21 protein-coding genes, 3 tRNA genes and 1 pseudogene are annotated in these 19,328 nt (G+C 68.0%); 18 read left to right on the forward strand and 7 right to left on the reverse strand.

Going from position 1 to position 19,328, the window contains the following annotated elements:
- Positions 1 to 2 precede the first annotated feature (2 nt).
- The 7 genes from V1460_RS28805 to V1460_RS28835 all read left to right on the forward strand — a co-directional run bounded on the left by V1460_RS28805 (position 3) and on the right by V1460_RS28835 (position 4,647).
- Positions 3 to 998, forward strand: coding sequence for an alpha-ketoacid dehydrogenase subunit beta (locus V1460_RS28805; RefSeq protein WP_338676528.1), 996 nt, complete (start codon positions 3 to 5; stop codon positions 996 to 998).
- Positions 999 to 1,000: 2 nt separating this feature from the next.
- Complete coding sequence (locus V1460_RS28810; RefSeq protein ID WP_338676529.1) at positions 1,001 to 2,383, forward strand: 2-oxo acid dehydrogenase subunit E2; 1,383 nt, start codon at positions 1,001 to 1,003, stop codon at positions 2,381 to 2,383.
- Positions 2,380 to 2,625 carry an acyl carrier protein gene (locus tag V1460_RS28815; RefSeq protein ID WP_338676530.1) on the forward strand — a complete coding sequence of 82 codons (246 nt, stop codon included), beginning with the start codon at positions 2,380 to 2,382 and terminating at the stop codon, positions 2,623 to 2,625. The genes V1460_RS28810 and V1460_RS28815 overlap by 4 nt, the downstream gene beginning before the upstream one ends.
- A gap of 10 nt (positions 2,626 to 2,635) precedes the next feature.
- Entirely contained in the window at positions 2,636 to 2,830 is a 195-nt protein-coding gene (locus tag V1460_RS28820) for a hypothetical protein (protein WP_338676531.1), read from the forward strand.
- Positions 2,831 to 2,858: 28 nt separating this feature from the next.
- The gene (locus V1460_RS28825; RefSeq protein WP_338678248.1) at positions 2,859 to 3,299 is read left to right on the forward strand and encodes a CBS domain-containing protein; all 441 of its coding nucleotides are present in this window, start codon (positions 2,859 to 2,861) and stop codon (positions 3,297 to 3,299) included.
- A 722-nt stretch (positions 3,300 to 4,021) separates the two neighbouring features.
- Complete coding sequence (locus V1460_RS28830; protein WP_018889935.1) at positions 4,022 to 4,237, forward strand: type II toxin-antitoxin system VapB family antitoxin; 216 nt, start codon at positions 4,022 to 4,024, stop codon at positions 4,235 to 4,237.
- The gene (locus tag V1460_RS28835; protein ID WP_185013271.1) at positions 4,234 to 4,647 is read left to right on the forward strand and encodes a PIN domain nuclease; all 414 of its coding nucleotides are present in this window, start codon (positions 4,234 to 4,236) and stop codon (positions 4,645 to 4,647) included. Before V1460_RS28830 ends, V1460_RS28835 begins: the two co-directional genes overlap by 4 nt.
- 523 nt (positions 4,648 to 5,170) lie before the next feature.
- On the opposite strand, the gene V1460_RS28840 is transcribed toward V1460_RS28835, so the two are convergent.
- The 3 genes and pseudogenes from V1460_RS28840 to V1460_RS28850 all read right to left on the reverse strand — a co-directional run.
- Positions 5,171 to 5,653, reverse strand: a complete 483-nt coding sequence (locus V1460_RS28840; protein WP_338676532.1) for an NUDIX hydrolase — start codon at positions 5,651 to 5,653, stop codon at positions 5,171 to 5,173.
- A 10-nt stretch (positions 5,654 to 5,663) separates the two neighbouring features.
- Positions 5,664 to 6,185 (reverse strand): hypothetical protein, encoded by a 522-nt coding sequence (locus V1460_RS28845; protein WP_338678407.1) that lies wholly within the window; start codon positions 6,183 to 6,185, stop codon positions 5,664 to 5,666.
- 557 nt (positions 6,186 to 6,742) lie between these two features.
- Positions 6,743 to 6,895 (reverse strand): annotated as a pseudogene (locus tag V1460_RS28850) (helix-turn-helix domain-containing protein); the annotation flags it as partial.
- A 257-nt stretch (positions 6,896 to 7,152) separates the two neighbouring features.
- Between V1460_RS28850 and V1460_RS28855 the strand changes: the two are divergent.
- From V1460_RS28855 to V1460_RS28885, 7 genes are all read left to right on the forward strand, one after another.
- Positions 7,153 to 7,377, forward strand: coding sequence for a hypothetical protein (locus V1460_RS28855; protein ID WP_338676533.1), 225 nt, complete (start codon positions 7,153 to 7,155; stop codon positions 7,375 to 7,377).
- A 322-nt stretch (positions 7,378 to 7,699) separates the two neighbouring features.
- Positions 7,700 to 8,209: a nucleoside-diphosphate kinase gene (locus tag V1460_RS28860; protein ID WP_338676534.1), complete on the forward strand. Its 510-nt coding sequence runs from the start codon at positions 7,700 to 7,702 to the stop codon at positions 8,207 to 8,209.
- A gap of 74 nt (positions 8,210 to 8,283) precedes the next feature.
- The gene (locus V1460_RS28865) at positions 8,284 to 8,583 is read left to right on the forward strand and encodes a hypothetical protein (protein WP_338676535.1); all 300 of its coding nucleotides are present in this window, start codon (positions 8,284 to 8,286) and stop codon (positions 8,581 to 8,583) included.
- Between the two features lie 148 nt (positions 8,584 to 8,731).
- Positions 8,732 to 9,322 (forward strand): hypothetical protein, encoded by a 591-nt coding sequence (locus V1460_RS28870; RefSeq protein ID WP_338676536.1) that lies wholly within the window; start codon positions 8,732 to 8,734, stop codon positions 9,320 to 9,322.
- 39 nt (positions 9,323 to 9,361) lie between these two features.
- Entirely contained in the window at positions 9,362 to 10,132 is a 771-nt protein-coding gene (locus V1460_RS28875; RefSeq protein WP_338676537.1) for a hypothetical protein, read from the forward strand.
- On the forward strand, positions 10,132 to 11,523 hold the full coding sequence (locus V1460_RS28880; RefSeq protein WP_338676538.1) for a hypothetical protein: 1,392 nt from the start codon (positions 10,132 to 10,134) through the stop codon (positions 11,521 to 11,523). Before V1460_RS28875 ends, V1460_RS28880 begins: the two co-directional genes overlap by 1 nt.
- 20 nt (positions 11,524 to 11,543) lie before the next feature.
- Positions 11,544 to 12,287, forward strand: coding sequence for a methyltransferase domain-containing protein (locus tag V1460_RS28885; protein WP_338676539.1), 744 nt, complete (start codon positions 11,544 to 11,546; stop codon positions 12,285 to 12,287).
- 238 nt (positions 12,288 to 12,525) lie between these two features.
- Here V1460_RS28885 and V1460_RS28890 read toward each other — a convergent pair whose 3' ends face one another.
- The 4 genes from V1460_RS28890 to V1460_RS28905 all read right to left on the reverse strand — a co-directional run bounded on the left by V1460_RS28890 (position 12,526) and on the right by V1460_RS28905 (position 13,481).
- On the reverse strand, positions 12,526 to 12,846 hold the full coding sequence (locus tag V1460_RS28890) for a MafI family immunity protein (RefSeq protein WP_338676540.1): 321 nt from the start codon (positions 12,844 to 12,846) through the stop codon (positions 12,526 to 12,528).
- A gap of 230 nt (positions 12,847 to 13,076) precedes the next feature.
- Positions 13,077 to 13,153: transfer RNA gene (locus V1460_RS28895), tRNA-Ile, on the reverse strand.
- A 177-nt stretch (positions 13,154 to 13,330) separates the two neighbouring features.
- Positions 13,331 to 13,403, reverse strand: a tRNA-Asn gene (locus V1460_RS28900).
- Between the two features lie 5 nt (positions 13,404 to 13,408).
- Positions 13,409 to 13,481: transfer RNA gene (locus V1460_RS28905), tRNA-Asn, on the reverse strand.
- 169 nt (positions 13,482 to 13,650) lie between these two features.
- Between V1460_RS28905 and V1460_RS28910 the strand changes: the two genes are divergently transcribed.
- The 4 genes from V1460_RS28910 to V1460_RS28925 all read left to right on the forward strand — a co-directional run bounded on the left by V1460_RS28910 (position 13,651) and on the right by V1460_RS28925 (position 19,266).
- Positions 13,651 to 13,953, forward strand: a complete 303-nt coding sequence (locus tag V1460_RS28910) for a YtxH domain-containing protein (protein WP_338676541.1) — start codon at positions 13,651 to 13,653, stop codon at positions 13,951 to 13,953.
- Between the two features lie 67 nt (positions 13,954 to 14,020).
- Complete coding sequence (locus V1460_RS28915; RefSeq protein ID WP_338676542.1) at positions 14,021 to 15,466, forward strand: FGGY family carbohydrate kinase; 1,446 nt, start codon at positions 14,021 to 14,023, stop codon at positions 15,464 to 15,466.
- 141 nt (positions 15,467 to 15,607) lie between these two features.
- The gene (locus tag V1460_RS28920) at positions 15,608 to 17,341 is read left to right on the forward strand and encodes an ABC transporter ATP-binding protein (protein ID WP_338676543.1); all 1,734 of its coding nucleotides are present in this window, start codon (positions 15,608 to 15,610) and stop codon (positions 17,339 to 17,341) included.
- Positions 17,341 to 19,266 carry an ABC transporter ATP-binding protein gene (locus V1460_RS28925; RefSeq protein ID WP_338676544.1) on the forward strand — a complete coding sequence of 642 codons (1,926 nt, stop codon included), beginning with the start codon at positions 17,341 to 17,343 and terminating at the stop codon, positions 19,264 to 19,266. The genes V1460_RS28920 and V1460_RS28925 overlap by 1 nt, the downstream gene beginning before the upstream one ends.
- Positions 19,267 to 19,328 lie beyond the last annotated feature (62 nt).

The following is a 19,328-nucleotide window of genomic DNA, read 5'->3' on the forward strand; positions in this document are numbered from 1 at the left end:
CGATGGGCACCACCCAGCCGGAGGACGGGAAGACCACCTACCGGGAAGCGATGCGGGAGGCCCTGCGGGAGGCCCTGCGCTCCGACGACCGCGTCTTCCTCATGGGCGAGGACGTGGGCCGGTACGGCGGCTGCTTCGGCGTCAGCCTCGGCCTGCTGGAAGAGTTCGGTCCGAGGCGAGTGCGCGACACCCCGCTGTCGGAGTCCGGATTCGTGGGCGCCGGCATCGGCGCGGCCCTGGCCGGCATGAGGCCCATCGTCGAGATCATGACCGTCAACTTCAGCCTGCTCGCCCTCGATCAGATCCTCAACAATGCCGCAACCCTGCTGCACATGTCCGGTGGACAGCTCCCCGTACCGCTGGTGATCCGGATGACGACGGGCGCGGGACGGCAGCTCGCCGCCCAGCACTCCCACAGCCTAGAAGGCTGGTACGCACACATCCCCGGCATCCGTGTGCTCGCTCCGGCGACGATCGACGACGCGCGCCACATGCTGGCCCCGGCACTGGCCGACCCCGACCCAGTGCTGATCTTCGAACACGGAGGTCTCTACAACACCGCCGGTGAACTCATCCCACCCACTGCCCCCGTGAACCTGGACCACGCTGCCATCCGCAGGCCCGGCACCGACATCTCCCTGATCACCTACGGCGGTTCACTGCCCAAAGCCCTCGCTGCGGCAGACGAGCTGGCCACCGAAGGCATCAGAGCCGAGGTGACCGATCTGCGGACACTCCGGCCGCTCGACGACGCGGCCATCGCCGCCTCCGTAGCCCGTACACATCGGGCGGTGGTCATCGACGAGGCTTGGCGCAGCGGCAGCCTCGCCGCCGAGGTCTCCGCCCGCATCGCTGAAGCATCGTTCTACGAACTGGACGCGCCCGTCGAGCGGGTGTGCAGCGCGGAGGTTCCCATGCCCTACGCCCTGCGGCTTGAGGAGGCGGCCCTGCCGCAGGCTGCCGACATCGTCGCGGCGGCACACCGGGCGGTGGACTGACCATGGCCGAGTTCACCATGCCGTCCCTGGGTGCCGACATGGACGAGGGCACACTCCAGGAATGGCTGGTGCAGCCCGGTGACCTGGTCCGCAAAGGTGATCCCGTCGCCGTCGTCGAAACCTCGAAGGCCATGATCGAGGTGGAATGTTTCGAGACCGGGATGATGGGCCAGCTCCTCGTCGAACCGGGCACGACGGTGCCGGTCGGAACGACACTCGCGCTGATCGAGCCAGCCGCGGAAGAACCCGGGAGACACAAAAAGCCTCGCAAGCCCGAGAAGAAGGCCGACGGGAATCAACCGGTCCCGCCTGCTCCAATGCGCGCGACGCCCCCCGCCCGGCGCGAACCCGCCGGACTTCCGGCACCGTCGGCTGCCCACGAGCGCGGGCACAGCGAAGCGGGCCCCTTGACCCGGCACCTCGCCGAGCGCAGCGGCATCGGCCTGGAGGACCTCCACGGATCCGGACCCGGAGGGCGCGTCACCCGAACCGACGTCGAACAAGCAGCCGCAGCCGCCGAGGCTGTCACTTCACTACCGCGCATACGGACCACCCCCCTCGCCCGAAAGCTCGCAGCCGAACTGGACGTCGACCTGGCCACGGTGACTGGGACCGGCAAGGGCGGCGCCGTTCGCGCCACAGATGTGCGCAAGGCAGTCCCCGGACCGGCAACCGCGGCCCCACGCCGCGTCGCCGCCCCGGTACGCCCTTCAGGGGATCGGTCAGCCACGATGCGCCAGGCGATCGCTGGACTGATGACCCGCGCCAATCAAGAGATTCCGCATTACTACCTGTCCACGACCATCGACATGGCCGCCGCGTTGGAGTGGCTGCATGAACACAACCGGCGCAGCCCGGTCGGCAAGCGGCTGCTACCTGCCGCCCTGCTGCTCAAGGCGGCGGCCCTCGCGGCCCGGGAAGTCCCCGAGCTGAACGGCTTCTGGACCGACGACCACTTCATGGCAGGCGAGGGCGTACACCTCGGGGTGGCGGTGTCCCTGCGCAGTGGCGGGCTCATGGCTCCGGCACTGCACGACGCCGACGCCCTCGACCTCACCGACCTGATGGCCGCTTTGAAGGACCTGGTCGCCCACGCCCGCACAGGTCGGCTCCGCAGCTCCGAAGTGTCCGACGCCACGATCACGGTCACCAATCTCGGCGATCAAGGGGTGGAAACCGTCTTCGGCGTCATCTACCCGCCGCAAGTGGCCCTGGTCGGCTTCGGTCGGGTCGGCGACCGGCCAAGCGCCGTCGACGGCCTGCTGGGCGTGCGGCCCGTGGTTACTGCCACCTTGTCGGCGGACCACCGAGCGACGGACGGCGCCATCGGAGCCCGCTACCTGGTAGCGGTAGACCGTCACCTGCAGAACCCGGAGCAGCTATGAACCGCACCGAAGCACGGGACATTGTCAAGGAGTCGCTAGCACGCGTCATTCCCGACGCCGACTTCACCAGCCTGGGGCCCGACGATAAGTTCCGTGACGTCCTCGAAATGGACTCGCTGGACTTCCTGAGCTTCGTCGAGACCCTCAGCGAGCGGACCGGTGTCCGCATTGACGACGAGGACGCTCCGCGACTCACCACGCTTGCCGACAGCGCCGACTTCCTCGTCGACCGTACAGAGTGAGGAGCCGTCGATGACTGAGAACGTCGCCCCGAACGAGCACGAAAGGCTGCGCATCCTGGAGTCCCAGGTGCAGGTCCTGGCCCAGGCCATCAGAGCACTGGCCGAAGGGCTGGAGGAAATCCCCTCGGAGAACGCTGAGATGGAGAAGCAGGCAGTCCGCGGCGCCCGACTGGCACACGAACTGCTGCTCTCCCAAGGGCTCTAGGTGCTGGCTGATGAAGGTCTCCGAGCCGATGAGTTCTCCGGCGGTGTCCGTTCCGACGCGGACGCCGCTGGGGCAGGTGGCCCGTGAAATGGCTGAATACGGGGTCGGCTCCGTGATGGTTACGGAGGGCGGGACGCTCCGCGGCATCGTCACCGACCGCGACCTTGCGGTACGCGCTCTTGCCCGAGGCCTGGGCGAGGACGAGCCGGTGGATACGGTGATGACCTCGCCGGTGATCACAGTGGGCGTGACCGACGACATCCACGAGGCCTACCGAGTGTTCCGCAGGTCTGGTGTCCGTCGCCTGCCTGTACTGGATGGACACCGGGTCGTGGGCGTCCTGACCGTGGACGACATGCTCATCGACGTCTTCCAGCGGTTGGCCGACATGCTGGGCCCGGTGGCCTGGAGCATCCTTGAGGAACCACCTGGGCCGCCCGCCGGGGACACGCGCTCGCACGGGACCTGAACATTCCTGTTGGCGTGCAACGCCCCAAGCCCTGTGGAAGTCGGCTCAGGCTCACCGTACGGGTCGCCGGTCGAGGCACGGTCACACGGGTGTCAGCCGGGCGCGTCGCCCTCTGCCGGTACGTGGTGGGCGGCCCATCGCTGCCGGACGGCGTCCTCGTGCTCGCTCTGCTCTTTTCGGATCTTCCACTTGCGGCCGGATCCTGCCCCGATCTTCCCATTTCAGCAGGTCAGCGGCGTGCAACCCTGCGGACCCGCGCCTGACCTTCCTAGTCCTTCAGGATCCTTCCGTCCACTGCGTGTCCACTACGGTGCACGACAAGCCATCCACGGCGGCCACTGGGACCTCGCCGAGAGCAGGCGTGCGGGCAGAGGCCTCGTGACTCGAAGAGTCGAGCAGCAGAGCGCCTTACCGGCGAAGCAAGGGCTCGCCCTCCTGGCCCGAGGGTGGGGCTCCGCACGTCTTGGCAGTCAGGTGCGCAGGCACCGGACCACGCGCCGGATGCGGGGACCTCATGGTCGGCAGCGGGCAGGTGGCTCCAGAGGAACCGGGCGCGAGGCAGGTCGCCGCCCTCGCTGTGCGCGAGCACCTGCTCTCGAACCTCGTCCGGTCTCGCCTTCTGGCGAAGAAGCCCGCCGATCAGGACCAGACTGGAGCCCGCCCCTCGATATACAGTGGAGCAGGCATACTGATATACATTGCCGTATACACAGGGAGTCGCAGTGAGCCGAACCGTCATCGACCTCGACGACGAGGCACTGGAGGCAGCCGCCAGGGAACTCGGCACCACCACCAAGCGCGACACGATCAACACCGCCCTGCGCGAGGTCACCGCTCGCTACCGGCGCCTGCGCGCACTCGAGGACTCCCGGCAACTGGTGGCCGACGGAGCCCTGGACATCAACATCCTCCTGGACAAGAGCCAGTACCGGCCGTGACCGTCGCCGACTACCTCATCGACACCTCCGCCCTCGCCCGCGTCCTTCTCGCCCAGAACACGGCCGAGTGGGACGACAGGATCGCCGCCGGCCTCGTCGCGATCTGCGACCTCACGGAACTTGAGGTCCTCTACTCCGCCCGCTCTTCCACGGACCGCGCTCGGCTGAAGGCGGCACTCGACGCCCACTACGTCTGGTGTCCGATGCCGGACGGCATCTACCGCCGCTCCCGCGTGGTCCAGGAGCAGCTCACCGCGAAGGGGGAACACCGCAGCGCGGGCCCGGTCGACCTCCTCGTCGCAGCCGCCGCCGAAGAAGCGGGCCTCACCCTGCTCCACTACGACCGCGACTTCGAAACCATCGCCCGGACCACGGGACAGCCAGTACGCACGATCGACCTCAGACAGTGATCCTTTCCAACCTGACACGGAAGCGTGGCGAAGGACGAGGACCGGTCCCGGAGCCGCGCTCGGTGAGCGAACTGACCGAACGCCTGCAACGCCCGGGCTCGGTCGCGCTCGCGCCGTCCCGGCTCCCGCTGCCCGCCCTGCAGCAGCCGAAGCACTGGCCGCGCTGAGTGCGCTGGCCTCTCGGGACGTCCTGGCGGATTCGCTGGACGCGACGGCGGACGAGGCCGCGCGACCTGGACCCTCCGCATCTGTACGCCTGGTGTCATCTCCGCGATGCGAAGCGGGTGTTCACGCTGTCGCGGATCCACGGTGTGATGCCCCCGGCATACCGCGGGCGGCGGGCCAGGGCATGCGGGGCGCTCGTACCCAGGCTGTAGTGGACCGCCCGGCTGCTGCCGCTGCACCACTCGAACCAGCCATGCCGCTCTGGATGCTTGCTCAGAATGCGCGCTGAGCCAGTGGCTCCGAGAGGTGAAGGTGGGTCTGCCGTCGGCCACCCACGGCGTCTGCCGCTGCTGATCTGTCAGGTCCCCGTTGCCGGCGGCTCCCCATGCTCTAGATAGGCAGTCAGGTCGGCCGCTCGTGCCTGGATGGCGGCGGCGATTCGGCGCGCCAGGCGAGGGATGGTGAGCTCCGCTATCTGGTCAGCGTTGTGGAAGTCGTAGCCGCGGAGCTCGTCCGCTTGCAGGGCGATCTGTCGGCGGTCATCTGCGCTCAGTCGGCCGCCGTCGAAGAGGTAGAGGACCTTGTCGCCTTCTCCGGGGTTCGGGGCCCAGTCGACGACGAGGAGGCGGCCGATGTGGGGGGCGATGCCGAGTTCCTCCTGGACCTCGCGCACGCAGGCTTGTCGGGGCGACTCCCCCTCCTCGACGTAGCCTCCCGGGATATCTCGGTAGTCCTTGTAAGACGGCTCGACGAGGAGGACTCGATCGGCCTCGTCGAAGAAGAGAGCACCGGCTGCCATGCGAGGGTGGGCCATCTTCGCTTCGTGCTCGTTCTCGCTCACGGATCGGACTCTAGCTGCCCGCCACGATGCCCAGTCTGCGGGCCAGGTCTGCCACGGGTAGGGAAGGCCGACCCCTGGTGCCGCGTATCCAGCCGATGACGAGTTCCCGGCTCAGGTAGTGGTGGCGCACCTGCTCGGGAGCGGCCTGCTCGGCTTCGAGCAGGACTGCCAGGGCGTCGTCGGTGCGGTTCCAGTGGCTCAGCGCCCTGGCGACTTCGAGGCTGTGCCTTACGCGCCGCTCCACGGGCAGGGCGGTGGTGTCGATTCGTGAGCCCAGGTCCGCGGCGATCTGGATGTCGCCGAGTTCGCCGGCGGTGGCTACGCGGTGGATGGCCACGTTGGTTGGGCCGAAGGCCGTCCACATGTGATTGGCGTCGGCGCCGAGTCGGTGCGCGGTCTCGTTCGCCTCGCGGAGGAAGGTCTGCGTGGTCGCCCGGTCTTCTGCCCGGGCGGCGGCCATCGCGCCCGTGAGAAACAGCGTGCCGTACACGGAGAGGTACTCGTCGTTGGCGTTGCCCAGCTCCGGCTGCATGACCCTGCCGCGTCGTTCACCAGCTGGACCGCGGCTGTGAAGCGTCCGGTGGCCAGGAGGCAGTGCGTGACCGCACGGAACAGCGACCCCGTGACTTCGCTGCGGCCGCTGTAGTGCGCTGCTGCCAGCCCACGGTCCGCGGCGATCCATGCCAGCTCGGACTCTCCGACCTTGCCCAGCACCATGGCGGCGCCGTGGTATGTGAGGGCCAGCAGGGCGTGGGCTTCCTCCGCCTCGTGCCCCGAGTAGGTGCGGGACGCGGCGAGTGCATCGGCCAGGACAAGAGGGAGACGTCGTGTGGCGAAGCCGTACCGAGATGCCTGGTAGGCATCGAGCACGTCGCTAACGTTGCCTCGGAGGTCCTGCAGGACGGGTGGTTCCTCGTCGCTGGCGGCTCCGAGTAAAGGGGCGAGCTGTTTGTAGTCCATCAGCGTTTCGCGCAGCGCGGGTACCGTCCGGTGGCCACTGTCGGCCGACCAGTCCATGAGGGTCGGCTCGGCGAGCAGGTCTCCGAGAGAGACGTCGAGGGCATCGGCGAGTGAGGTGATCACTGAGAGACGGTCCAGCTCGATCCGGTTGTTCTCCGCCTTGCTCAGCCAGTCCGTGGTACGGCCGACGAGACCGGCCAGCACCTCTTGGGAGAGGCCGCGCCGACGCCGGTACCAGGCGACGCGCTCGCCGATTGTCAGGGCCTCTGTCATACCTCGCATGTCCTGATCTTCACCTCATGGCCGAAGTGAACCCCGGAAGGTTTTTCCGGGGTGTCACCGGACCTCCTGGCTACTGTCTCAGCAGGCCGAGAACACCGCTGGGAGATGCGAACAACTCGTCTTGCATCAAGTGGCGTTGGCCAACGACGCTCGTCCGTTCCACCCGTCTTGTTCAGGCAGAGATCGGAGATGGCACAGCCATGAGGCCCGCACCGCAAGACCTCGAACGAACGATCCAACCCGCATCTCAGTGCCCGGTGACCGTCGAAGCCGCGGCTGACTGGAGTTCGCTGCCGGAGTGGCTCACGGTTCACGCAGTGGTGATCGACACGGGCACCGGCCGCCGGGGCGAGGTGCAGCCGTGGCCTTACTACTCCGAGAGGACTCCCACCAGCGTCTGGCTGCGGCCGGAGGGCGGCGGAAAGGAGTGGACCGCATCGATCGACGGCCTCCGGCCTGCCCGCGGCCATCCGGCCGCGTGAAGCCTCAGCAACTCTGGCAACGACTCGAGTGGACCGACGGGAGCTGCTTCCGCTGTGAACAGCTTGGTGTCGAAGTGGCCGTCATCGGCTCGATCGCCGTGGGCGATGTCGAGGCCGAGATCCACGCGTGCAGCAAGTGCGTTTTCCGCCTGGGAGCAGCTGCACTGGGTCCTGGCCGGACAGCAGTCCCGATCATCTGGCCGATAACCCTTCCATCTGTCAACTAACTGGCACAAACGGGGGTTTCGACGCCGGTAACCTCGGGCGGGCGAGGCGCTGAGCGCCCGCCATATGGCTTGCCTGAAAGCTGAAAGGGAAATCGATGGCCCAGGATCAGGAAAACACCGTGGAGCGCACGCTCGTCCTCCTCAAACCCGACGCTCTGGTCCGTGGCTTCGGCGGGAAGATCATCGCCCGCTTCGAAGACGCGGCGCTGAAGATCGTCGGCGTCAAGATGAAGCAGTTGGACGCTGAGTTCACTCGGCGTCACTACTTCGACCTGGAGGAGCGACTCGGCCCGGAGGTCTACAACCTCACCGCGGCCTTCATGCAGCAGGGCCCTGTCATCGCACTCGTCCTGGAGGGCTTCGACGCCGTTGCGACGGTCCGGAAGATCGTCGGCAGCACGTACCCGAACGAGGCTCCCGCCGGCACCATCCGCGGCGACTACTCGCACTACAGCCGCGGGGCCAGCGCCGCGTCCGGGAAGGCCGTGGCGAACCTGGTGCACGCCTCGGGCAACAAGGAGGAGGCCGAGATGGAGGTGGACCTCTGGTTCGACAAGGACGAGCTCCACGACTACCGCACCCTCGCGGAGATCTTCACGTACTGAGCCCTCACAGATGTCACCTATCGGCTGTCGACGCGTTGAACACCACCAGGCACCACCGTAGGAGAGAAGACATCATGACCAACCCGACCCGCGTCGCCTCCGTAGCCGAGCTGGAGAACATCTTCCGGCAGGAGCTGGCGACCGACTGCTGGGCCGCCGCGGAGACCGCCTTCGCCCTCGCCACGCGCAGCCGTGACCTCGGCGACTGGGAGAAGTCCCGGGAGTGGGCCAAGCAGTGCCTGACCTTGCTGGCCGGCTTGCCGGACGAGACCGAGGGCGACGTCGCCACCAAGCGGGTGTCCGTCGGCGGTGTCCCGCTGCCGAACTACCTGCATGAGGGCGTCCTGCGCGACCGCTTCGGCGACATCGACTGACGTTCCACCCTGCGGCGGTGCGGCACGCGGCCGCGGACCGCACCGCCGCCGTTCGCTGACCAACCACACATCGCAACCAACCGAGCCACCCCCGTGCGTGGCCTGGCTCGGGCGGATCACCCATGCCTGATTCCGGAAGGGAGCCCCTGTGGCCATCGAGATCGAGATGCGCGCCCGGTTCGACAAGGACGCCTACGACCAGCTCATCGACCGCCTCACGGCGGAAGCCGAAGACCTCGGCTGCGACGACAAGAACATCTTCTTCTACGTCCTCCCGGACCAGTTGCTGAAGGTCACCGACAACGTGGCCGCTGGCTCGGCGAAGGTCACACTCAAGGCCAGCAAGATCGGGCAGGGTTCCGCCTTCCCCGAAACGGAGATCGCGATCGACCGCGAGGATGTGGCGGCTGCGGTGCGGATCTTCAACGCCCTCGGCTTTGAGGGCACCATGCACCAGGCGTTCAACCAGCGGCACAACTTCCGCTTCCGCGGCGTCGAGATCGCCGTGAAGTGGAGTGAAGCATGGGGCCACCACGCCGAGTTCGAGGTGCTCCTGGACGAGGCCGCCGGAGCCACGCCGCAGGAGGAGGCCGCCGCCCGCATCCGCAACATCGCCGGCGAGCTCGGCGTCCGCCTGATGACGGAGCAGGAGCTGGCCGACTTCACGGCCGCCTTCGAGGCTGCCGAGCAGGAGCGCAAGGAGAGGGATGCGGCCACCACCGCCGCGCCCGCCAGCTAGGCATCCGCTGTCGTCGACCACCACGAGGAGGCGGGCCCGATGAGCACGACCTCGCCGGCCGAGAGTCTGATCGAGCTGGCTGCACGCAAGCAGCTCCCGCACCACCAGTACACCGATCCCGCCACCGTCCGCTGGATCACCGCCAATCGGCCGGACTTCCCCGACGGCCCGCCTCCTCCCACCTTGCGGCCGAGCGCACAGGAGCTCGTCACCCGGGCGGCCATCCCCCGCGACTGGCTCGCCGAGCCCAGGTGCCATGACTCCCTCCACGGAGTCCGGCACGCCATGCGCACTGCCGCTTTGGCCGCGCTCCTGGCTGAGGCCACGGGGCTCAGCGACAAGGACACCGCCACTCTCGTCCTGGCCGCGGCGCTCCACGACTGCCGCCGCCTCCACGACAAGGACGACCGTGGTCACGGCGCCCGGGCCGCCATCTGGCTCACGGACAACGCCGCCACCGTCTGGAGCCACTTCGGGATCACGGCGACACCCAGCCGCATCGCCGTCGCAGGCACGGCCATCCGCCTCCACGACCTGCCGTACGAGCGCTTCGCCCCGGACGACCGCACCGCCCACAGCCGCGCAGAGACGATCAGCGACCTGCTGAAGGCCGCCGACGCCCTCGACCGCTACCGATTGCCCAAGCTCACCTGGTGGCCCGACCCCGCCTGTGTCCGTACAGATTCCTTCGCCGGGTTACGCTCCACCGCCTTCGCGCTCGTCGTCCGGTCCGAGGCCGCGTGGCTGGCTGGGGCGAGTAGCGCGGACGCCGTCCTCGCCGGGCTGACGCAGCTGGGGTTGATCACCTGATGGACTTCCTCGACGCCTACGAGCAGTGGGCCGACGCGCACGCGTTCTTCGACACCACCCTCATCCCCAGGCCCACCGACGGCCAGGACCCTCTCGCGTGCCAGTCCGCTGGGTGGGAGGGCCGCCTCGCTGACACCCCCAACGGTCGACTTCTGCGCGACAACGCCCTCTTCCGTGCACTGAGCGGGGACGGCAAACTCCACCTACTCCACGTCACGCACGCCCTGGAGCAGATCAGCGAGCACGGCACGCTCTACCCCTCTGGCGGCTGCCTGGTCGGCAGCGTGTACTGCGCGCCCCTTACGGCGACCGAGCACGGCTTCCGCATGCACAACCTCGGCGAGTACATCCTGACCAAGGAAGCCCCAGCCTTCGCCGCCAAGGCCGCCTCCGACAAGCGGGTGCCCACGCCGCTGATCTTCGAGGTGACTCTCCCGCCACAGGCTTACCGAGGTCTCGCCGGTGTGGACTACCTCCGGCTGGGATCGATCCACCTTCAGATCTACAGCCGCCTGGAGTACCTGCTCTCCAAGACCGAGCGTCACCAGCTGCGCGAGACCATCGTGAGCCGGATCAAGAATTCCACCGCATTCCTCGCCCTTGCGGCTGCCATCGCCTACCAGGGCACGGCCGTACAGCCTGACCGGTTCCTGCGGCTGCTGGACGAGACGATCCCCCGCTTGCCGATCCTCGGCTACGTGTACTTCGAGGCCCTGGCCGAGTATCTGATGCTGCACTCCACCACCCCCGATACCTGCGGGCGGGCGGAGCACGGCGAGTTCGACAACTGGCTCTACAAGGAGATGCTGTTCGCTTCCTTCCCGGACATGGCGGGCAAGTTCGACCTGGCCAAGTTCCGGCCCCCACCCACCGGCCTGGCCGCGCTTCTCTCCCGCATCGACCCTGGCCTTGACACGCGCCACGCAGGCAACTACCTGGCCGAGCGGATCAGCCACCTCGTCGCGGCCCGCCTCTTCACGCCCGGACAGGTCCCCGAAGCCTGGCACCGCACCCGCTGGGAGTTCGACAGCCTCTCCACGCAGCTTGGGCCGCTCCTCGGCCACCTCATCCACCGCGAGCTACGCACCTTCGGCCGGTACCCGGACTTCTACTTCTACTTCGACCAGCACAAGGCACTCCAGGCGTGGAACTACTGGAACCACATGGACATCGTCACCCCCTTCAACGGGACCATGCCCAAGGGCGAGATCGGCATCAACCCCGCGTACCCGGACCTGGAGTACCGGGTCTGGCGAGCCGAGCATGACGAGACCGGCCGCCTCCAGCCCGCCGAGGAACTCGGCCTGACCATCGCTCCGCACCTGGTCGACATCAAGTACACGCTCATGCGCAACAACCAATGGACCGCACCGGCCCCTGCCACCGCCTGATGCGAGAGGACACCGCTCTGATGAACCCCCACCGCACGAACGGCACCTCCATCGACCTGCTCGGCGAGCAGATCAACGCCCTCCTAAGTGACCCCGCCACCACACACGGCCTGGGCCGGACTCTCCGCGCCGCGGTCAAGGAGATCGCGCTCAGCCAGTACCACAGGGCCAGCCGTGAGGCGTACCCCAGCGGACAGATTGACGCGGCTCCGAAGAACGTCCAGGTCGGCGGGGGCGCGCACCGGATCGACGGCTTTTTCAACCTCGATGCCGTGCCGCCGGCCGACCTGCTGTGGGACGTCCGCGAAGGACTGCCGCTCCAGGACAACACGGTGGAGGTGCTGTTCTCCGAGCACTTCCTCGAGCACATCGACTACCCGACTTCCGCCAAGCACTACGCCCGCGAAGCCCACCGCGTCCTCGCCCCCGGCGGCCGACTCATCACCGGCGTCCCGGACGCATCGTTCGTCCTCAGCCGTTACCCCGCTGGTCCTCAGCAGGCCGAGGAGACGATCGATCGCTGGTACGCCAAGCGCACCTGCCGCTCAGACATCAACACCTACCTCGACCTGATCAACTACGTCTTCCGCGATCAGGACGACGACCCCGGATACACCCCGCACCTATGGTCCTACGACCTCGAAAAGCTCAGCCAGCTGTTCGCGGAGGCGGGCTTCGAGACCGTCGAGCCATGGGAATTCGACGCCGCGATGGCCAACCCAAAGCGGGAGTGGGGCAGCATCTACGTCGTTGCGACACGATGATCGCAAGCTCGAACGCAATCACGACCGGTCATCGGCTCCTTGGCGCTGCGGGCAGATTCAGCACGGGCGGCTTCTCGCACATGTACTCACAGAGCCCTTGTCCGTCAGCGCCCCTGGCCTGTCCACCATCGTGTCGACAGCATCAGCCACCTCGGAGCACGCGGCCCCAACAGCAGGCATGTCGATCGCTGCCGGGCTACCCTCCAGTGCTCTGACCGAGGGCTTAGCGGATGGCCGGTCACGCTCGCTCTGAGGCGGCTGCAATATGGCGACGGCAGAGGTCGGCAGCCGTGAGGTGGGGCGTGTGCGACACATCGCTGTAGAGCCGCATCTCACGAGCCGCTCGGTCGAGGTGCTGCCAGAAGACGACCGGCAGGTCGAGGTCGTCACCGACATCTACGAGACAGTCAAAGGCGAGTCCCAGCTCGTTGTGCTCCAGGAACTCAAGCGTCGCCGAGAGATCAACGTTCGGCAGGCCCGTCAGCTGGAGCCGGGCAGCCTCAAGGTGGACATGGGCCCGGTTCCAGCTGGCCTGCAGTGCCTCACGATCAAAGGTCATGACGCCAGTGTCGTCTGCGCCGTCCCACGCGAGTGTGGGGGGCAGGACCGAGATACCCACGACGCCTCGACCAGGGAAGCCACAGCACCAATAGGCCAACTCGGACTCCGGCGGCCTAACATCGGCCCAACATCCATGATTCGAGGATCACAGCAGGGCCGCCAAGATCCTTCCACAGCCGCCCCGACCAGCAAACTCGCTGGTCAGAACGTTTCTGCTGGACCACTTCGTGGTGGGGCGGGTGGGACTCGAACCCACGGCCGACGGATTATGAGTCCGCTGCTCTAACCGGCTGAGCTACCGCCCCTTACGGCGCGTCGCGCACATTTGTGCGCGCCGTCTGCCGCAGCATAGCCGCTCATACGATCTCCTGCTTCGGATGGTCGGCTTCGCTGTGACCTTGAAGACCGCGCCGCAGCCTGCGCGGTTCCCGCGAGGCGCCACGCACGGAAAGAGGACCCCTAGGGGTCCTCTTTCCGTACCGCTCCCCCGACTGGACTCGAACCAGTAACCCTCCGGTTAACAGCCGAATGCTCTGCCAATTGAGCTACAGGGGATCGCGCTCCCCCGACTGGACTCGAACCAGTAACCTGCCGGTTAACAGCCGGCTGCTCTGCCAATTGAGCTACAGGGGATTGCTGCGTATGCACCGAACGTACCTACCCGGGGCTCTCCGGGCGGCGCTCGCTCGCTGCGACACATACATTAGCGCAAGCAGGGGGGTGCTCCGCCAATCGGTTCCCCCCGTGACCTCGTGACCTCTGATCCCGGCGTCGGGGACGGCGTCGGCGAAGGGTGGCAGTGATGCGATACCGGCTCACGTTCGTCGCCGGAGTGGCACTCGGATACGTGCTCGGCACCCGTGCCGGGCGCGAGCGTTACGAGCAGCTGAAGAAATCGGCGCGCGAGTTCGCGCAGAACCCCGCGGTGCGCAACGCCGCCGAGTCCGCCGCGCACACCGGGCGCGAGGTGGCGGGCAAGGCGTACCACGCCGTGAGCGAGAAGGTGGGGGAAAGGGTGCCCGAATCGGTGGCCGCGCGGGTGCGGTCGCTGCGGGAGCGGAGTCTGAGCAACGGGGAGGACGACTGGGGGACCAGCAACACCTGAAACGAGCGGCGCCCGACCGCTCGGCCCGGGCCGCAGCAAGCCCCCGAGTGCGGCAGAATCTGACGGCATGGGGATAGTCGCCGGGTTGGACAGTTCGTCCGCCTTCACTCGCATCGTCGTCTGCGACACGGACACGGGTGCCGTGCTGCGCCAGGGGTACGCTCCGCACCCGATCGAGGCGAAAGCCAACGATGTCGATCCGCAGGCATGGCTGCTGTCGCTGGGTGAGGCGGCGGCGGGCGGACTGCTCGAAGGTGTGCAGGCCATCGGCGTGTCGGCGCAGCAGCACGGACTGATTCCGATCGACGCGTCGGGCGCGCCGGTGCGGCCTGCCCTGGTCGGAAACGACAAGCGGGCGCAGGTCGCGGCGGCGGATCTGGTGGAGGCGTTCGGCGGCCGGCAGGCGTGGGCCGAGGCGGTCGGGTGCGTACCCCAGTCGGGTCTGCCGGTGGCCAAGCTGCGGTGGCTGGCGCGGACCGAGCCCGACGCGGCCAAGCGCACCGCTCTGGTGATGCAACCGCACGACTGGCTGGTGTGGCAGCTGCTGGGCCGGCCCGCGCGCAGGACCACGGACCGGGGCGGGGCCTCGTCGACCGGGTACTGGTCCGCTGGCACTGGGGCCTACCGGCCGGACCTGGTGGAATTGGCGCTCGGGCACCGGGCCGCGCTGCCCGAGGTGCTTGGCCCGTGCGAGGCCGCCGGGACGACCCCGGAGGGCTTGCTGATCTCCGCTGGCACCGGGGAGACCATGGCGGCGGCCTTCGGGCTCGGCCTGGCCGTCGGTGACGCCGTGGTGTCCCTCGGGGCGTCGGGTTCGGTGATGGCCGTGCACCACGAGGCGCTCGCCGATCCCAGCGGAATGATCACTTCCTTCGCTGACGCCACCGGGATGCACCTGCCGGTGGTGCACACCCTGAACGCCGTGCGGGCGCTGCGCGGCACCGCCGAACTGCTGGGTGTCGAGGACCTCGGTGAGCTTTCCGCCCTCGCGATGAAGTCGACGCCGGGTGCTTCCGGCCTGGTGCTGCTCCCTTATCTGGAAGGCGAGCGCACCCCGCACCTCCCGCACACCGCGGGCACGCTCTCCGGGCTGCGGCGCGAGTCGATGAAGCGTGAGCATCTGGCGCGGGCGGCCTTCGAAGGCATGCTCTGCGGGCTCGCCGACGCATTGGACGTGCTGCGGGCTCGGGGCGTGGAGGTGCGGCGGGTGTTCCTGCTGGGACAGGCCGCCGATCTGCCCGCGGTCCAGGCCGCGGCGCCGTCGATCTTCGGCGCCCAGGTCGTCGTGCCCCAGCCGGCCGACTACGCGGCCATCGGCGCCGCCCGTCAGGCGGCCTGGGCGCTCGGGGTCGCCCAGGGGACGCTGGCTCCGCAGAGCCCGCCGGCGTGGCGGGGTGCCTCAGCCCAGGTGTTCGAGCCGGGCGAGGAACTGGCGGTCGGGCAGGCGGTGCGGCAGCAGTACGTCGCGACCAGGAACCAGACGCATCCGGGGGCGTTCGGCACCGGGGGCTGAGCCTCGCGGATGCGGGCCTCGCCGGGCAGGCCGGTTCTTGACCGTTGCTTGGGGAAAACCTTTGGCTCCCGGTAAGCGGGGTGACGGAGTATGGGGGCGACCTCCGCCCTCATACTCCGACCCGACCACGAGAGACCCCGCGTGCTCATAAGACTGCTGCGGACGTTCCTGCGTCCTTACTCCAAACCCCTCGCCCTGCTGGTGGCGCTCCAGCTGCTCCAGACCAGCGCCAGCCTCTATCTGCCGACACTGAACGCGGACATCATCGACAACGGTGTCGTCAAGGGCGATACCGGGTACATCCTGGCGTTCGGCGCGATCATGGTCGGCATCAGCGTCGTCCAGGTGCTGTGCAACATCGGGGCCGTCTACTTCGGCGCCAGGACCTCGTCCGCACTGGGCCGGGACGTACGGGCGGCCGTCTTCGCACGCGTCCAGGCGTTCTCAGCCCGCGAGGTGGCGCGTTTCGGGGCTCCTTCGCTGATCACCCGGACGACCAATGACGTCCAGCAGGTCCAGATGCTGGTGCTGATGTCGTTCACGCTGATGGTGTCCGCGCCGATCATGTGCATCGGCGGTATCGCGCTGGCCCTCGCCCTCGATGTGCCGCTGTCGGCAGTGCTGTTGGCGGTCGTGCCGGTGCTCGGTGTCTCGGTCATGCTGATCGTGAAGCGCATGCGTCCGCTGTTCCGAACCATGCAGGAGCGGCTGGACACGGTGAACCGGGTGCTGCGGGAGCAGATCACGGGCAATCGGGTGATCCGGGCGTTCGTACGGGACCCGTACGAACAGGAGCGGTTCCGCGGAGCCAACACCGAGTTGACCGATGTGGCCGTGTCGACCGGCCGGCTGATGGCGCTGATGTTCCCGACGGTGATGACGGTCGTGAACGTGTCCAGTGTCGCGGTGGTCTGGTTCGGGGCCCAGCGCATCGACAGTGGCGCGATGGAAATCGGCGCGCTCACCGCCTTTCTCGCCTATCTGATGCAGATAGTGATGGCCGTGATGATGGCCACCTTCATGTTCATGATGGTGCCGAGGGCCGAGGTGTGCGCCGAGCGCATCCAGGAGGTCCTGGACACGGAGTCGAGCGTGGTGCCTCCGGCCGATCCGGTGCGGAAGCTGGCTCGGCGCGGCCATCTGGAGGTCAGGGGCGCGCAGTTCCGCTATCCGGGTGCCGAGGAGCCGGTCCTGGTGGACGTGGAACTGGTGGCTCGTCCGGGTGAGACGACCGCGATCATCGGGTCGACGGGCAGCGGCAAGTCGACGCTGCTCGGGCTCGTACCCAGGCTGTTCGACGTCACCGGCGGCGCGGTGCTGGTCGACGGTGTCGACGTACGGGAGCTGGACCCTGCGCTGATGGCACAGACCGTGGGACTCGTCCCCCAGAAGCCGTACCTGTTCTCCGGCACGGTGGCCACGAACCTGCGGTACGGGAATCCCGACGCGACCGACGATGAGTTGTGGCAGGCGCTCGACGTGGCCCAGGCGGCCGAGTTCGTACGCGAGCTCGACGGCGGGCTGAACGCTCCGATCGCACAGGGCGGCACCAATGTGTCGGGCGGCCAGCGGCAGCGACTGGCGATAGCGCGCACGCTGGTCCAGCGGCCCGAGATCTATCTGTTCGACGACTCGTTCTCGGCGCTGGACTACGCGACCGACGCCGCGCTGCGCGGGGCGCTCTCCCTGGAGACGGCCGACGCGACCGTGGTGATCGTCGCCCAGCGGGTGTCGACCATCCGTGGAGCCGACCGGATCGTGGTGCTGGACGAGGGCCGCATTGTCGGTACCGGGCGCCATCATGAGCTGATGGAGAGCAATGAGACATACCGGGAGATCGTGCTCTCCCAGCTGACCGAGGCGGAGGCAGCCTGATGGCCGGTCCTGGTGGACGCATGATGATGCCCAACGCGGGCGAACGGTCCATGGACTTCAAGGGCTCGGGAAAGCGACTGCTCGCTCAGCTCGCCCCGGAGCGCGGCACCCTGTGGACGATGCTCGGGGCCGCGGTGCTGAGCGTCGCTGCCGCGGTGGTCGGGCCGAAGATCCTCGGGCAGGCGACGGACCTGGTCTTCGCCGGAGTCGTCGGACGGGAGATAGCCGGTGGCACCAGCAAGGAGCAGGCGCTCGACGCCCTCCGTGCCCGGGGCGACAGCGGGCTCGCGGACATGCTCTCCGGGGTGGACTTCACCCCGGGCCGGGGCATCGACTTCACCTCGGTCGGGCACGTGCTGCTGATCGCGCTCGCCGTGTACGTGGGTGCCGGCCTGCTGATGCTGGTGTCGACCCGGCTGTCGATCCGGGTGATAAACCGCACCGTCTACCGGATGCGGGAGGACGTACAGGCGAAACTGTCGCGGCTGCCGCTGTCGTACTTCGACAAGGCGAAACGCGGAGAGGTGCTGAGCCGGGCGACCAACGACCTGGACAACATCTCGCAGACCATGCAGCAGTCGATGGGGCAGCTGATCAACTCGCTGCTGACCATCGTGGGCGTGCTGGCGATGATGCTCTGGATCTCGCCGCTGCTGGCGCTGGTGGCGCTGCTGACCGTGCCGCTGTCGGTGTTCGTGGCAGCGAAGGTGGGCAAGCGCTCCCAGCCGCAGTTCGTGCAGCAGTGGAAGTCCACGGGCAGCCTGAACGCGCACATCGAGGAGATGTACTCCGGCCACACCCTGGTGAAGGTGTTCGGACGCCAGCAGGAGTCGGCCGAGGACTTCGCCGAACAAAACGAGGCGCTGTACGAGGCAGGGTTCCGGGCGCAGTTCAACAGCGGCGTCATGCAGCCGCTGATGTACTTCATCTCGAACATCAACTACGTGCTGGTGGCTGTGGTCGGCGGGCTGCGGGTCGCCTCGGGCACGCTGTCGATCGGCGACGTCCAGGCGTTCATACAGTATTCGCGGCAGTTCTCGATGCCTCTGACGCAGGTCGCGTCGATGGCGAACCTGGTGCAGTCCGGGGTGGCTTCGGCCGAGCGGATCTTCGAGCTGCTGGACGCCGATGAGCAGCAGCCCGACCCGCTGCGCGGCGCCCGCCCTGCGGAGCTGCGCGGGGAGGTCACGCTGGAGAAGGTCTCCTTCCGCTACGAGCCGGAGAAGCCGCTCATCGAGGATCTGTCCCTGTCCGTCCGGCCGGGCCAGACGGTGGCGATCGTCGGGCCGACGGGCGCCGGCAAGACCACGCTGGTCAATCTGCTGATGCGGTTCTACGAGGTGACGGGCGGCCGGATCGCACTCGACGGCGTCGACATCGCCGCCATGTCCCGCGACGACCTGCGGGCCGGAATCGGCATGGTGCTGCAGGACACCTGGCTGTTCGGCGGCACGATCGCCGAGAACATCGCCTACGGCGCGTCCCGCGAGGTCACCCGGGAGGAGATCGAGGAGGCGGCGCGGGCAGCGCACGCCGACCGCTTCATCCGCACCCTGCCGGACGGCTACGACACGGTCATCGACGACGAGGGCTCGGGAGTCAGCGCCGGTGAGAAGCAGCTGATCACCATCGCACGGGCGTTCCTGTCCGATCCGGTGATCCTGGTGCTGGACGAGGCGACCAGCTCGGTGGACACCCGGACCGAGGTGCTGATCCAGAAGGCGATGGCAGGCCTGGCCCACGGGCGTACGTCGTTCGTGATCGCGCACCGGCTCTCCACCATCCGGGACGCGGATGTGATCTTGGTGATGGAGAATGGCTCCATCGTCGAACAGGGCACACACGACGAACTGCTGCTCGCACGGGGCGCGTACGCCCGGCTCTACGCGGCGCAGTTCGCACAGGCGGTGGCCGAAGTCGACTGACGAGTTCGTGCGCGGTAGGCACTGAGCCGTGACGAGTGGCACGGAGCGTGGCCGACCGGCCG

The sequence above is a fragment of the Streptomyces sp. SCSIO 30461 genome (assembly GCF_037023745.1).
In the GTDB taxonomy this organism is placed as follows: domain Bacteria; phylum Actinomycetota; class Actinomycetes; order Streptomycetales; family Streptomycetaceae; genus Streptomyces.